This is a genomic window from Bacillus methanolicus MGA3, from assembly GCF_000724485.1.
GTDB lineage: Bacteria > Bacillota > Bacilli > Bacillales > Cytobacillaceae > Bacillus_Z > Bacillus_Z methanolicus_A.
Genome location: NZ_CP007739.1, coordinates 553376 through 568301, shown reverse-complemented (window position 1 = coordinate 568301; position 14926 = coordinate 553376). Strand labels below are relative to the sequence as shown.

The window sequence follows — 14926 nt, the reverse complement described above, 5'->3', positions numbered from 1 at the left end:
CACTATTGTTGGGAATCCATATGTTCTTTTTGCAACAAAAGTTCCGTTTCAAAAACCTGACCAGAGTGAAGTGTAATTTCATTCCCATACAGTTTTATACTTAAGTCGTCGCCTTTAACTAAATGAAGGCGGATTCCCTTCTTACCAATTTCTGCTTTAATCTTTCTTCCCTGATACTGGATGCTAAATGCATAATGGTTCCAGGTGTCAGGTATATCAGGCCTCATCGATAATCCTGTCTCCTTTATTCTAACACCGGCAAAACCATAAATAATGGACATCCACGTTCCGCCCATATTGGCCATATGAAGACCATCTTTTGTATTTCCATGTGTATTATCAAGATCTAACCGAGCAGTTTTAATGAAGTAATCGTAAGCTTTCTTCCGATAGCCTACCCTTGATGCCATAATACTGAAAATACACGATGACAACGAAGAATCATGAGTTGTGATTTTTTCATAATAGTCATAAGAATTTTTGATCGTATCAAAATCCTGCTCATCTTCAAGTAAAAAGTGAGCTAGCACCGTATCCGCCTGTTTGCAAACTTGATAACGATATAGAGTTAAAGGATGGTAGTGCAAAAGAAGAGGATAATGTTCTTTCGGTGTATTTTCAAAATCCCAGATTTCTTTCTGCAAAAAAGTATCATCCTGCGGATTAATTTTTAATTTCTCATCATACGGTAAATACATGTTATCAGATGCATTTTTCCACTGGTAAACTTCTTCTTCCGTAATTTCTAACCTTTCAGCTAATTCTTGCAGCTGCTTCAAATCAAACTGACGCAACCGTTCATAAACTTTTGCAGCCCAATCGAGATTATATTTTGCCATTATATTCGTATAGTAGTTGTTATTTACGATACATGTATATTCATCAGGGCCGGTCACTGCATCTATCTTAAATTTCCCATCGTGATAATGGCCTACTTCCATCCATAAGCGAGCCGTTTCAAATAACACCTCGGCTCCATACTTTTGTAAAAAACGATCATCATTGGTAGCGAGGTAATACTGAATATAACTGTAAGCGACATCAGCACTTATATGATATTGCGCAGTTCCTGCAGGGAAAAACGATGAACATTCCCTTCCGGAAATCGTCCGCCAAGGATACACGCTCCTTTCGAATGCCCCAATTCTTTCGCCCGATTTCTAGCATCATCAAGTATTGAGTAGCGATAAATAAGGAGCTGGCGGGCAAGTTCAGGCTTAACCATTAGAAATACTGGAAAAATGTAGATTTCCGTGTCCCAGAAATAATGGCCTTCATATCCTTCCCCTGACAAGCCTTTTGCGGAGATATTGCTGAATCGATCTTTGCCGACGGACTGCAGCAAATGATATAAATTAAAGCGAATTCCTTCCTGAAGCTTTTCATCACCGCTAATCGTTATATCCGCACTGTCCCAATAATCATCCAAATATTCTTTTTGCAGTTGCAATAAGCCTTCAAAATCCATAGTCAATGTTTGATGAATGTGAATGGCTTTTTGGACCAAGTTTTCCTCGTGGCGAAGTGTATCTGTATACACATTCCATTTCGTCAGCTGAACAGCATCTGTTAACTGAAAGACCATCACGGTTTCAACAAATTTTTCTGTTTTCCTTATGTCGGTTTTATAAGCTGTTCCCTTCAAACTATGTGTAGAAACACACGCTGTTTGCAGTTTGGAAACTTGCGCTTCATTTAAAACATATTGATAAACTCCGTCAAAACCGGTTTTTTTCACATGAAGACGTTTTGTATGTCCTGAAGCGACTCGTGGATCATTTGCATCACTATAATTGGAAACATCCCCATTTACAGTTGAAACAACTTTAACGATACCGTGAAAGTTAACTGGCTCTATTCGAATATCAATCGCAAACACTTCTCTTTTTACAAAAGAAACTACACGGCGAAACGTAAGCTTTACCTCTTTGCCTTTAGGTGACCGCCAATGAATGATCCTCTCTGAAAAGCCGCCATCAAAATGAAGCTTTCGCTCAAAAGAAAGGACCTCACCATGAAAAAGGGAAAAGTATTCTTGATCTTCTCCAAAGTAAATGTGAATGGTTTGGGCATCAATCACATTGAGAAGTTTTTGTTGTGTTTCCGGAAAAGCATAAAGTTTCTCCCCATAAGAAATATCAACAATATCGTGAAAGGCATTTAGGTACGTTCCCCGTATCGATTTCATGCCTTCTCTATAGCCTTCCTCAAAATTCCCGCGCACGCCAAGATAGCCGTTTCCTAATGAAAATAAGCTTTCTGATATCAATAGATCTTGCTCTGTTAATTGATTGTCAGTCAAAGTCCAGGTCATAAGCTACACTCCAAATGATTATTCTTTTACCCCTCCGGAAGTTAAGCCGGAAACAATTTGTTTCTGGAAGAAAAGGACGATTAACAAGGTAGGAATCGTTACAATCGTAGTTGCAGCCGCTACTTCTCCCCACAAAATTTCAAATTGTGTTCTTAAAAAAGAAATCGCAACCGGAACTGTATGATAACTTTTGTTCGAGTTTATCGTTATGGTCAGCAGGAACTCATTCCAGGCTGATATAAATACGATGATTGCCGTTGTAAAAACACCTGGGGCAGCGAGCGGAAAAACGATCTTAAATAACGTCTGGAATGAAGTGGCTCCGTCCATTTTCGCTGATTCCTCCAGTGAAAGAGGAATTTGATTAAAATGAGTGACCAAAATCCAAACGGCCATAGGCAATGTAATGGTTGAATATGGAAAAATGATCGCATAACTGTTCGTCAATCCTAAGTCTAAAAATAAATTGTAAACCGGACCAACCACAATCATTTGCGGAAACATGGAAACTGCGAGAATCAATCCAAGTAAAATTTTTTTTCCTTTAAAATCAAAACGAGAAATGGCATAGGCAGCGAAAGTCGCGACAATGACAATGTAAATAGTTGTTGTTGAAGAAACAATGAAACTCGTTTTAACCGCATTAAGAATCCCTTTTTCCATAATGACTTTCACAAAGTTGCCGAGCGTCGGATGTTCCGGAATAATCCGAAAAGCCCCTTCTCCGAAAATTTCGCCGGAGGTTTTAAAGGAGGTTATGAAAACCCATAGAAATGGAAAAAACATTGCGAACAGAAACATCGCAATTAAGAGTCCAATCGCCACTTTTAGCTTCCTGTCTCGTGTATCCATAGAGCAGCCTCCTTAATTCTTCTCCATTAAATTTGCTCCAAGTATTTTGACATATATGGCCGCAATGATCGCAACACTTACAAACATAACCATGACTATGACCGAACCGTACCCGAAGTTCGTTTGTGCGAACATTGTTTTATAGCCATAAATGGACAACGTTTCTGTTGCTCCACCAGGCCCTCCTCCAGTTAACACATAAATCAAATCAAACACACGGAAAGCATCGAGTGTACGGAATAATAAAGCGACTAAGATAGAAGGCTTTAAAAGTGGCAACGTAATTCGAAAGAACTTTTGAACCGCATTCGCCCCATCAATATCAGCTGCTTCGTACGTTGACCGGGAAATATTCTGCAATCCAGCAAGTAATAATAGCGCCATGTAAGGAGTTGTTTTCCATACATCTGCCAAAATAGCCGATGCCATTGCCCCTGTTTCTGACATCAAAAGTTCAAGGGAATTTTCTACAAGTCCGATCTTTTCAAAGATATTTGCGATAATCCCGCTGCTTCCATCGTACAAATAGCTCCACATCAGCGCAGCTACGGCCGTTGGAATAGCCCATGGAATTAAAGAAGTTGTTCGGATCAACCCTTGGCCTTTTATCGCTTTGTTCATGATTAATGCAAGTACCAATCCAAGAATCAATTCCAAAAATACGGATATAAAAGTGAAAACAGTTGTATTCCAAAGCGCCATTCCAAGTCGAGCATCGGTTAACGCTTTTTTATATCCATTCAAGCCGATAAAATTGGAAGGGATTATACTCTTTTCAATATCACCCACTATCAAAGGGAGATTCTTTTCATTTGTCGTATCAAATTTATCTGACATTTCTTTTACGACTTGTTTTGCTTCTTTCGATAAAGCAAGAAGGCTTTCTTTTTCTTCTTTGCTAATCTTCTGAACGCCTTTTTTCCCTTCAAATTTTTTTGCTTTTTTTTCAATTTTATGAATCAGATTATCAATCTTTTGCTTAAGGGCGGGATCTGTAATCTGCTCTTTATCTTCCTTAAGAAACATTGTTAAATAAGCTTGAGTTTCATTAAACAAATCAACATTAAACCGTTCACTTATATATAAGCCGGCCTTTTGCTGATCATTCAGCCGATAATCAAAAAATGTGTACGTAAACGATTGAAAAACCGGCCAGAGAGAAAATATTGCGATTAAGAGAACTGCAGGAAGAATAAATAAGTATTCTTTTAAGCCCAACTTTTTCATCTGTTGAACACCTCTTTTCATGAATACGAAACCCTGTCCATGTATATACAAGACTACGTAAGGAAAAAAGGCCCTAACCAAAATTAGAGCCTTTGCCCAGAGTCACTTATCCATTTTATTTACTTATTGCAGCCTGAATCTCTTGTACAGCTTTGTCAAGGCCTTCACCTGTGCTCAAATATTTATGGGCCTGAATTTGAATTGTATCAGAAACTTTTGAGTACTCAGGAGATACTGGACGTGCAATTGTATTTGCAAGTGCATTTTTAAAACCTTTATAAGAGAGCATATCGTTTGCAGCGATTACATCTTTGTCTTCTAGAAGCGCATTATATCCTGGAAGATAACCTCCCACTGTTGACATAATTTTCTGTCCTTCTTTACCAGCAACAAACTTAACAAACTCCCAAGCTCCTTCTACATTTTTAGATTTTTTGTTGATCCCTAACAACCATCCGCCGACACAGCCGCCATTAGGTAGCGGAGCAATTCCTACTTGGTCGACTTTAATTTTCACGCCTTCTTCTTGGCCTTTGATACGGCCGAATTGATATGGCCAGTTACGTGCAAAAACGGCATTTCCTTGTTCAAAGTTTGTATGGGTTTCCCCTTCGGTAAAATTAAGAATATCCTTTGGAGCCCATGGTGCTTTTGTAAAAGCATACATTTGTTGTAATCCGCCTTTGAGATCTTTAAAAGACTTGGAAAACTCTGTTACGTTTACTGTTAATCCTTCATATTGTTTGGATTGGTAAACAAAACCAAATTTTGTACCGCCTTTGCCTGTATATTTTTCAGCCATAGCCCCTAAATCGGCATACGTATAATTGCCGCTCTCTAATTTTGCAGCATCCTCAGGGCTTACAATGTCTTTGCGGTAGTAAAGCAATCCAAGGTCAGGGAAGAAAGGAAGCGTATACTGCTTTCCTTCGTAGTTTCCGGAAGCCATAGAACCTTTGTTAAAATCGTCTTTCGAAAGGCCTGCTTCTTTCATACGAACATCAATTGGTTCAAGATATCCTGCACCCGCAAATTCACCTGCCCATACAACGTCAAGGGATAGGATGTCATACTCATCAGACCCACTCGAAAGAGAGGTTAACAACTGGTCATGCATTTGTGCAGAGTCATTTGTCATTTCAACCCATTCAACTTTATATTTATTTTGGCTTTTGTTAAACTCATCAATTACTTTCTTTGTCGCTGGGGTATTATCATTTTGCGCAGCAAATTTTAATACGATTTTTTTTCCTTCAGTATCTTTCTTAGATTCAGAGGATGAATTATTGCTGCATCCTGCCATAATTCCTGCAATAAGTGACAACACTAGCAATATGGAAAACCATTTTTTCATTAAAATTCCCCCTTTATAAATTTATTGGAATTACTTGCATTATAAAACGGAAGCGCTTACTATTATATTAAAATTATTAAGTATTTATCAATTTTTTAATATACAGAGGGGATTTCATGAAACCTTCAATTAATCCTGCAATTATAAAACAATTTTTGTTATCAAGAGTGCAAAACCAAGAAAGGAACTATTTTCATCCCCCATTCAATCTGGAGCAGCAGCTAATGGATGCAATCGCTCGAGCGGATGAAAAAAGAGCACAAGAAATTTTATTAGAAATTAATAAGCTAGAAGGGGCAACATTAGCGACAGATCCCGTTCGATCGAGAAAAAATTCTTTAATAGCCATGTGCACCCTTTTCACTAGAGCCATTATTAAAGGCGGCATTGATCCGGAAACAGCTTTTCACTTAAGTGATACTTATATAATGGAACTTGAAAAGCATAACAATATAGAAATATTAAATGAACTTGAATATGAAATGCTCTATCACTTTATTAAAACAGTAAAAGACAAAGGTGCTGGTATTAATTACAGCCGCACAGTACGCATGGCTATCTCATATATATACGAAAACATTTTACAGGAGCTGTCCCTTAACATTATTGCTCAACATGTTTTCGTTCATCCAAGTTATCTTTCAAGCCAATTTAAGAAAGAAGTCGGCATTTCCATTACAAACTTCATTAACAAAAAACGAATCGAAGAATCCAAATATTTTTTAATTCATACCGATACATCCATATCCGATATCGCTCTATTATTTAAGTTTTGTAATCAGAGCTATTACACATCCCTTTTTAAAAAGTATAACGGCATGACACCAAAGGAGTTCAGGGAGCTAAAGCAGGAGTTATAAAAGGAAGATGCTTTATACAAGGTAAAAAGCAGGAATCGTTTTGATTCCTGCTTCACTCTGTTCTTGCATAAACCACTCTTAATCATATTTCAGCTTCAATTTCCTTATCAACTGGTTTATTACTTCGGAAAACATAAGCCCCATAGCAATTGAACCGGAAATCATCGTAGCCTTTGCAACGAGAGTGATGGCAGTATTATAATCATTTTCAACGAAATTTCTCATTGCATCATATGCCATTCCACCAGGTACTAATGGAATAATTCCGGCTACACTGAAAATAATGATCGGTGTCTTATAAATTTTTGCGAAAACCTGGCTGATCACCGCAATGAAAAACGATGCGGCCAAAGTTGCTGCTGCCGGATCAAAACCACTGGCTTCTATTAAAAAATAAATGATCCAACCACTCATACCGATAAGGCCACATTTTACAAGAGATCGTTTTGGAGCATTAAAGATAATTCCAAAGCCCGCAGAAGCAATAAAACTAGTAACTAGCTGTTCGATAATAACCATTTTGCCTCCTCTCCATTTCTACATAAATGATAAAACAACCGCTATTCCTGACCCTATTGCAAAAGCGGTTAAAAACGCTTCGGCTCCTTTTGACAAGCCGGAAACTAAGTGGCCTGCCATTAAATCTCTGACAGCATTCGTGATCAAAAGACCCGGAACGAGAGGCATGACTGAACCAATAATAATTTTATCAAGCTGAAATCCAAACCCCATTTTTATAAACAGAAAAGACAGCAAACCGATAATAAATGCAGCGAGAAATTCAGCGAAAAATTTAATCGGTACAATTCGATGAAAATATGTGACACTTATCAAACCAAAGCCGCCGGCAAACATAGCAGGAATAAAGTCCCGCCATTCTCCTTTAAACATAATTAAAAAACAGCCGCTTGCAACAGCGGCAGCGACTACTTGCATCCAAAAAGGATAATAATGGCTGGAGAATTCAATTTTTTTCAGAGATTCATATGCCTCATCAAGCGTTAATTCCTCGCTGCTAATTTTTCTTGATATGCTATTAACCTTGGCTACTTTTACCAAGTCAGTCGTTCTTTCAGTCACTCTAATGAGTTTTGTTTTTGGCGGTTCCCCTTCAATTGAAAAAATAATCCCTGTCGGTGTTACGTAACTGTGGGATTCTTGAATGCCAAAAGAAGAAGCAATTCTCATCATTGTATCTTCAACCCGATACGTTTCTGCTCCGCTCTGAAGCATAATTTTTCCAGCCAAAAGACAAAGCTCCATTACTTTATATTGATTTCTCGTTTGATTTTCCATTCTAAATTCGCTCCAACTATATAAGCCTTTATGCAATACAGTTTAATGAAATTTGCCAGTGTTAGCAATGTAACTGATATGTTTCATCGTTTTAAAACATTTTCATATCAAAAAAAATCGGCCTCATTGGACCGATTCGTCTTCTAATAATTCTCTTTAGACTTGAAGAACTCCTTTTGCGGAAATCATGATCCACTCATATTGGCGGAGTTTTACTTCAAAAAGTGTTAAAGGATCGCGGTACGTTTCCGGATTGGCTCTCATTTTCTCCAGCTCTTCTTCTTTTTCCTTGATTTCCTTTTGGGTTTCTTCTACCAGTTGATTCAATACGGCAAACGGGTTTCTGAAGAAAATCGAAATATCCCGTTCCAGTGATTTTTCAAACAATTCAAATTGCATAAGCAACTTGCTTATAATTGATTTGGTAACATCAAAATAATCCTCATTTTCAACAAACTGCTTGTATTTGTTATACAATATCGCATTGTTTTGCGGAAATGCTCCCAACAACCTGCCTGCACCTTTTAATAATATTTGATACGGGGTGCGGCGGAGAAAAATATTCACCTTATCAATTTGTACACCGCTTGTCATCCGGTCTGCATCCCGGCGCCAGTCATCAAGCACTTTAAAATCGCAATTCAGCTTAAGCCGTTCTTCCCCGTACATCGCATTAAACCCTTCGCTTATTTCATCCAGAAAAGATTGGCAGTAATTTAATTCATCATTTGCCGTTAATATCCATTCCTGAAGTGAACGGTAAAACTTAGGCAAGACTTTATCATTTACATAAGCATGCACTCTCCGGTTCATCTCATCATTCAATTCAAGATGAATTTTACGGAAATCACTGTCTTCTTTAATCATATCCGAACTGTCTCGTAAAATTTTTGGAATATTTTCCATTAGATCTGAACTGATTTCCTCCATAACTTTACGGAACGTTCTCGTAATAATTCGTGCTTTCTCTTTTTCCAAATCAGTTAATTGATTGATTGCTCCACTTAGTTTTGTGGCCATTTCTTCATTCCATTTAATCGATTCAGCTAGGCTGTTTTCCATTTCTGCCCGTTTATCCAATAAATGACTGATTAATTTCCGAATAAAAATTAACATTTTTTCAATTCGATCATCTTCTGTAATTTGTCGGTTCAAATTTTTCAAAAACTCTGCCAGGTCATTTTGTTGTTTTCTGCTTCTTAATTGGGATGAATAAGCAAACACATGAGCCTGCGGAAGAAATGCCCGAACTCTCGAACGAGTGTCATCAACAATCCTGGAGGCTTCATGTTCATCATAAATTTCATCGATTTTATTGATTAGAAAATGAATTGGAAGATTAGGTGCGTATTCCCTAATTTGCATTAAGATTTCTTGTTCTTTTTCGGTAAAAGGATCGTTTGCATCAAGAACAAATAATAAACTGTCGGCGAAATGCAGATATTTCAACGCTTCACTTTCAATCCGATTGCGACCGTTAAATCCCGGCGTATCAATAAGAGCAAGCCTGTTTTCCTGCAAAATTGGCGACGGAAGGGAAAACTCGAAAATCGCATTGTCAAAAGCTTTATTTTGTCGTCTCTCAACTAACTCCTGAAACTCATGGAAACTTGAAACAGCCGTTAATACTGTATCAGATATTTTTCTAATCTCTGTCTCGTCATGGCCCTTAAATACAATGACGGATGATGTCGGAGCAGTTAGGATATTTTCTCCGAGGACCGAATTGATAAAAGCAGACTTTCCATTTCCAGAAGATCCTGCTACAAATAAATGATGTGTTTGAAAATCAAGCAATTCTCGGATGATCCATTTGAAGCGGTGACCTGGTTCTACATGTTGCGCTTCTGCCCATTTTACGATGGAATCGAATAAAGTGAGGCTATATTCCAAACCGTCAGTCTCATTACGGGAATGGAAAATAAGATTTTCAGCATCATTAATAACTTCTGTACTCATACTGGATGGAAACTTCTCACTCCAAGCCAATACCGCTGCAGAAGCAAATAAAGCATAAGAACGATCGGCAATTTTGATCCAATTTGTTAAAAGGTTTGGTATAATCTCCGCCAGTTCTCTCATTAAGTACTTTCCATCAATCAATTCAAAATAAGTTTCCTGATAAAGTGCTGACAGCTCTTTCCAAGATTGCTCCCGGTTTGCATCCAGATTTAAGAAAAGGTGATTAAATTCCCTAAGCCATGAAAAATATGAACTCTCCGTTCTGTAACTATTCCATAATGCCAAAACCATCTGTTCAAATCTTGCCTTATCCACTTCATATAAAACGACTAAGCATTTTGAAAAATAATGAGGCGCAAAAGTTTTTGTTAATCCTTGTTCTGCATAAGTTTTTAAAATATCAAACCAGTGATGAGACTCGGTTCGGATCGCTTCATTTACGGCCAGTTCAATTGCGCTCTTCCAATCCTTGTGTTTTTCGAAAAAGGCACGGGCAATGTCAGTAACATTCGGATAGTCCGGATTAAAGGAAACTGCTTTTTTAATTACTTGATCAGCTTTTTCAAGCCTGCCTTGGTCTATATAAAGTGAAAATAATTGCAGTATAGCTTCAGATTGTAGAACACTGCTTTCCGTATCAATCGATTTATAAATTTCTTCAGCTGTCGATAATTGCCCAAGTTCATAATAACAATCCGCAATATTTTTCTTTGCCCACGGTTCTAAATCATTATGAGTGTTTTCCCATTTGAAAATAGCTGCTTCATAATCTTTGTTATGAAAATATACTTCCCCTTGGGCAAAACGGATCGCAGAAAGATCCACTGTCTCATCTTTATGCCCGGCAAGGAAAGCTTCTCCGAGCACACGAACTGGATTTTTTTCATCCGCTTCCATAAATGTTTCATAAAATGTTTTATTGATCAGTTGATTCTCTAACGTCATGTTTATCCCCCGACCTATATATTTAATCAATATCTCTTACATATCGTATTCTATTAATATTTTAACTTTCCTGTATCTATCCATATTATTCTAGCAGACATACTTTTGCAAAAAGTTTCAAGTTGCTTTCATTTATAATACAAATTTTTGTCATGGTGTAAAATTTCAGCTAAAATATGTAATTGATTGATTTAAAATGTAAAAAAACTGCACAATCTCTGAGATTTGTGCAGCTTCAAATCGTGCCGAAATCGGTCAATCACGAATTCTTTCGTTTAACTTCGATTGCTTTTCATTTTACTTTAATTGTTTTTCTTTAACGCGATTTTTTGATTTAACCGCGATAACTTCTTTATTTCTAAATCGATTATCATAAATTTTTCACTCGAACTATTCTGTAGCCAACCTTCTTTCAAGAAGACTTAACAAGAAGCTTAAAGTTAGTGTCAACACCAAATATATTAGTGCTGCAGTAAGCAAAGGTTCCCACACACGATAATACTGTCCTTGCATGGCACGAGCCCAGTACATTAGTTCCGGAGCTGCAACAATGGCCGCAAGGGAAGATTCTTTAATAAGGACAACAAACTCGTTTCCAAGCGGTGGGATCATTCGTTTAAATGCCTGAGGTAAAATAGCAAATCTCATTGCTTGAACATGGCTCATTCCTAAGGAACGGGCCGCTTCCATTTGCCCCTTGTCAATGGATTGGATTCCAGCCCGGAATATTTCAGCAATATAGGCTGCAGAATTTAATGAAAGGGCGATAATAGTAGCAATAATTCCGTTCGTTTCTCCATTAAACAGCGGAACAACACCAAAATGAATAATCAAAATTTGAACAAAAAGAGGCGTGCCCCGAAAAAACGTAATATAGCATTCAAACGGAAAAGCTATAAACTTATTTCTAACCATTTTTCCTAGTCCAATAAGTAATCCTAAAACCGTTCCAATCAATATCCCTGCTATCGACAAGCCAATTGTCAGCAACGTCCCCTTCCAAAAAAAGGGAGCATAATCAATTAAAATATCTAGTCGAAAATCCATTGATGAATCCCCCTATTAAACCGAAAATTGCGTAACACTATTCAAACGATGGTTACGCAATTTTTCAGTTAGAAATTATTGCTGCTGTTTTTTCAAAGTTTCTATATCAGGCTCTGTACCAAACCATTTTTTATAAATTTTTGCATAAGTACCATTTTCAAAGATTTTGTTAATTGCAGCATCAAATTCGGCTTTGAGTTTGCTGCCTTTCGGGAACATTAGACCGTAATATTCTTTTGCAAAACTGTTTTCATCTTCTATTACGACCAGCTTTTTGTCAGGGTTATTTTTCGCATATTCTTCTACTACTGTATTATCAGCCACCACTGCATCAGCTCCGCCGCTAGTCAATTCCATGATTGCCAGATTGTTATTTTCAAATTTCTTGATATTTTTGTTATTTTTACCAAGAAGCTTTTCTATCGCTTCCTGTCCTGTCGTGCCGTTTTGAACAGCTACTACTTTATCTTTCAAATCAGCTGCACTTTTAATATCACTGCCTTTAGGAACTAAAATCTTGTTGGTCGATAAAAAGTAAGGAACAGAAAAATCATACGTTTGTTTACGTTCATCATTAATGGTAATAGCAGACATCCCTAAGTCAGAGATTTTGTCCTTAATTTCAACAAATAAAGGATCCCATCCTACGTTCACAATATCAACATCATATCCTGCTTCTTTTGCCACCGCCTTTACAAAATCAACATCAAAACCGACAATTTCACCTTTATCCATATATTCAAAAGGTGCATAGTTCGCATCAGTGGCAACTTTCAATTTTTTCTTTTCATTTCCCGAACTGCTGGTGGTATTTTTTTCCTTGTCAGACTGGCTTGTACCGCAAGCTGATAAAATAAGAGAAAGAATTAAAAAGAACGTAAGAATCGAAAACTTTTTCATCTTTTGACCCCCTTTTAATTTAAATAAATTTTAACGAAAAAAGAATTCCATGTTTTAAATTTTCCGCATATTTTGACATGAAATAATTATACCTTTGAAAGGGTATTCATGCAATATGACGAAAGAAAAAACTTTATAGAACGATAATTTTAAAGCGTAAATTTCCCTTTAAAAAAATAGGAAAATTCTTAAAAATGAATAATAATTAAGATAATAAAATTATACATTCCAAAAAAAACCTAAACTCTATTAAGATGAATAGAGTTTAAGTTTTTCTATCGTTAGGGCTTGGACTGTGAATTGGACGATATACTCTTTTAATAAATTTACCGATTAACAATGGAAGAATTTTATACCGCCTGAAATTTAGAGTTTTTATTAATTCACATTTTTCTTCATCCGATATATTCCAATCATTAGGTACAAACGAAAGGATTTCTTCAAGAAGCTGCGTGGGAATTGATTGGATTATTTTGACTTGTTGCTTTAGTTCTTTTTCATCCGTGATATATTTAGCCATCATTTCATGGGTTGCACTTTTTATAATTTTTTGGGGAAGATGCTCGAGATCATTCGTCGTCCAGCAAAATGAACTGAGAATTTCTGCATGATCGATTACCCATAGATAATAGCTCCCAGGTGTTTTTTCTTGCAACAGCACATTTTTCCTTGTTCGATCTGTATTGCATAACCAATAATCAAATACGATGATTTTTGCAAGGTCGCAATGATTGATAATATTTTGGATGTTTGCTTCATGTGCATTTACACTATCATTTATATATTTGCTAGCGAATTGCATGGATGTGTATTGAAGATCCTTAATATTCGGTATCGTTTCAATGAACATTTCAGGCATTTCTACCAAATATGAATACGGAACCGGCAGCCCCATAAAACGGGCAATACAGTAAGCAAACCATTCATTAATCAGAGCTTTATCTTCTTTTGCTTTATAAAGCTTTACAACATAATCCACACCATTATCAAAAGTAATCAAATGAGCATTGTTTGTTTTGCTTTCAAAAAGATGAATGTAATTAACAGGGTTCATGTGTCATCCCCTTTCGTGACTTCCCGAAGCAGCTCTATATATTTTTCGGCGCAAGCAGAAAGGGAGAACATTTTTTTGACACGATTTCTAGCAGCCCTTGACAGTTTCCCGTAAACTTGTGGACGATCAATGATCTCATAAATTTGATTAGCCGCACCTCTTACATGCCCTTCACGATACAAGTAGCCTGTTTTACCGTGCACTACAATTTCAGGTATAGATGAAACGTCCGGTGCAATGACCGGCACTCCACATGCCATCGCCTCAATAAATGTATTTCCAAATGATTCTGCTCTAGTGGTCGCGATAGTGCAGCCTCCTGATTCCTTAATTTTTGCATAAACATTTGGCATTTCCTGATAAGGGATGGTCGGAAACCATTTTATAATATCTGTTAGCTCCTGTTTCTTCCATTCCTCTTCGAAAAGATCCCGGTCTACACTGTTGGCTCCCCCTATAATCCAAAATTCGATATCCTCTCTTTCCATCTTTACAAGATTAGCGATTTTCAGAAGCATTCGCCAATTTTTTCGGGCATCCAATCTCCCGATATATGCCACTATTTTTTTATTGGCCGGAATTGAAGAAACTGAATCAAGTTTGATTTCATTTATTGCTTTTGGCCGAAAAAAAGATGTATCTACACCATTGTAAATCACTTCAATAGGGGTTGGCTGATCAACTAAGATAGATAAAACTCTCTTTTGGTATTTGGAAGGAACAATGAATTTTTGTGGTGTAATCCTTTCCTTCCCTTTCAAGTTCCGCTTTAATTTCACAATTTCCGGAGTGCGCGCTTCAATAATAATTGGACCTTCAAAATCAGCCTCATCCAGCCATTTATAGGCCTGGCTTGTATCGACAACGATAATTGCGTCATAATGGTTTTCTTTAATAATGCGGTGAATTTCCTTTTTGTCTTTCGTCAAATATACAGGCGCAATATCCTTTACCATATGCATTCCGCCAAGGTCCTTACAGTAAAGGAATTCTGTCGTGATTCCATGCTTTTTAAAATAGACGGCCCGGTTTCTCCAGCCGGCATTCACTCCGCCAACTGTCAACAGTCGCCAAATAACTAAAATCTTCATCTTCCACTTTACTTCCTTTCTGAC

The 14926-nt window shown here is 37.1% G+C and carries 11 protein-coding genes and 1 pseudogene; 1 reads left to right on the top strand and 11 read right to left on the bottom strand.

What is annotated here, in order from left to right; translation table 11 throughout:
- Positions 1 to 2 precede the first annotated feature (2 nt).
- The 4 genes and pseudogenes from BMMGA3_RS02830 to BMMGA3_RS02815 form a co-directional block, all read right to left on the bottom strand.
- Positions 3 to 2314, bottom strand: a pseudogene (locus BMMGA3_RS02830) (glycoside hydrolase family 65 protein).
- A gap of 18 nt (positions 2315 to 2332) precedes the next feature.
- Positions 2333 to 3166, bottom strand: a complete 834-nt coding sequence (locus BMMGA3_RS02825; protein ID WP_003347989.1) for a carbohydrate ABC transporter permease — start codon at positions 3164 to 3166, stop codon at positions 2333 to 2335.
- Positions 3167 to 3178: 12 nt separating this feature from the next.
- On the bottom strand, positions 3179 to 4393 hold the full coding sequence (locus BMMGA3_RS02820) for a carbohydrate ABC transporter permease (RefSeq protein WP_003347992.1): 1215 nt from the start codon (positions 4391 to 4393) through the stop codon (positions 3179 to 3181).
- A gap of 115 nt (positions 4394 to 4508) precedes the next feature.
- Positions 4509 to 5747, bottom strand: coding sequence for an extracellular solute-binding protein (locus tag BMMGA3_RS02815; protein ID WP_003347993.1), 1239 nt, complete (start codon positions 5745 to 5747; stop codon positions 4509 to 4511).
- Between the two features lie 116 nt (positions 5748 to 5863).
- Here BMMGA3_RS02815 and BMMGA3_RS02810 point away from each other — a divergent pair, with 116 nt between their 5' ends.
- Positions 5864 to 6607: an AraC family transcriptional regulator gene (locus BMMGA3_RS02810; protein WP_003347994.1), complete on the top strand. Its 744-nt coding sequence runs from the start codon at positions 5864 to 5866 to the stop codon at positions 6605 to 6607.
- Positions 6608 to 6685: 78 nt separating this feature from the next.
- Here the strand turns inward: BMMGA3_RS02810 and BMMGA3_RS02805 are convergent, their stop codons facing one another.
- The 7 genes from BMMGA3_RS02805 to BMMGA3_RS02775 form a co-directional block, all read right to left on the bottom strand.
- Positions 6686 to 7126, bottom strand: a complete 441-nt coding sequence (locus BMMGA3_RS02805; protein ID WP_003347995.1) for a threonine/serine exporter family protein — start codon at positions 7124 to 7126, stop codon at positions 6686 to 6688.
- 18 nt (positions 7127 to 7144) lie between these two features.
- Positions 7145 to 7903 (bottom strand): threonine/serine exporter family protein, encoded by a 759-nt coding sequence (locus tag BMMGA3_RS02800; RefSeq protein ID WP_003347997.1) that lies wholly within the window; start codon positions 7901 to 7903, stop codon positions 7145 to 7147.
- A gap of 156 nt (positions 7904 to 8059) precedes the next feature.
- Entirely contained in the window at positions 8060 to 10810 is a 2751-nt protein-coding gene (locus BMMGA3_RS02795; protein ID WP_003347998.1) for a dynamin family protein, read from the bottom strand.
- 390 nt (positions 10811 to 11200) lie between these two features.
- On the bottom strand, positions 11201 to 11857 hold the full coding sequence (locus BMMGA3_RS02790; protein WP_003347999.1) for an amino acid ABC transporter permease: 657 nt from the start codon (positions 11855 to 11857) through the stop codon (positions 11201 to 11203).
- 75 nt (positions 11858 to 11932) lie between these two features.
- Positions 11933 to 12757, bottom strand: a complete 825-nt coding sequence (locus BMMGA3_RS02785; RefSeq protein ID WP_003348000.1) for a basic amino acid ABC transporter substrate-binding protein — start codon at positions 12755 to 12757, stop codon at positions 11933 to 11935.
- Positions 12758 to 13022: 265 nt separating this feature from the next.
- Complete coding sequence (locus BMMGA3_RS02780) at positions 13023 to 13811, bottom strand: HipA family kinase (protein WP_003348001.1); 789 nt, start codon at positions 13809 to 13811, stop codon at positions 13023 to 13025.
- On the bottom strand, positions 13808 to 14902 hold the full coding sequence (locus BMMGA3_RS02775; RefSeq protein WP_003348002.1) for a glycosyltransferase family 4 protein: 1095 nt from the start codon (positions 14900 to 14902) through the stop codon (positions 13808 to 13810). Before BMMGA3_RS02775 ends, BMMGA3_RS02780 begins: the two co-directional genes overlap by 4 nt.
- Positions 14903 to 14926 lie beyond the last annotated feature (24 nt).

Bases quoted from the DNA above. Each gene is read 5' to 3' on its own strand.
- BMMGA3_RS02815 (WP_003347993.1), bottom strand. From the start codon at position 5,747: ATGAAAAAATGGTTTTCCATATTGCTAGTGTTGTCACTTATTGCAGGA.
- BMMGA3_RS02820 (WP_003347992.1), bottom strand. From the start codon at position 4,393: ATGAAAAAGTTGGGCTTAAAAGAATACTTATTTATTCTTCCTGCAGTT.
- BMMGA3_RS02825 (WP_003347989.1), bottom strand. From the start codon at position 3,166: ATGGATACACGAGACAGGAAGCTAAAAGTGGCGATTGGACTCTTAATT.
- BMMGA3_RS02810 (WP_003347994.1), top strand. From the start codon at position 5,864: ATGAAACCTTCAATTAATCCTGCAATTATAAAACAATTTTTGTTATCA.
- BMMGA3_RS02780 (WP_003348001.1), bottom strand. From the start codon at position 13,811: ATGAACCCTGTTAATTACATTCATCTTTTTGAAAGCAAAACAAACAAT.
- BMMGA3_RS02785 (WP_003348000.1), bottom strand. From the start codon at position 12,757: ATGAAAAAGTTTTCGATTCTTACGTTCTTTTTAATTCTTTCTCTTATT.
- BMMGA3_RS02795 (WP_003347998.1), bottom strand. From the start codon at position 10,810: ATGACGTTAGAGAATCAACTGATCAATAAAACATTTTATGAAACATTT.
- BMMGA3_RS02790 (WP_003347999.1), bottom strand. From the start codon at position 11,857: ATGGATTTTCGACTAGATATTTTAATTGATTATGCTCCCTTTTTTTGG.
- BMMGA3_RS02805 (WP_003347995.1), bottom strand. From the start codon at position 7,126: ATGGTTATTATCGAACAGCTAGTTACTAGTTTTATTGCTTCTGCGGGC.
- BMMGA3_RS02775 (WP_003348002.1), bottom strand. From the start codon at position 14,902: ATGAAGATTTTAGTTATTTGGCGACTGTTGACAGTTGGCGGAGTGAAT.
- BMMGA3_RS02800 (WP_003347997.1), bottom strand. From the start codon at position 7,903: ATGGAAAATCAAACGAGAAATCAATATAAAGTAATGGAGCTTTGTCTT.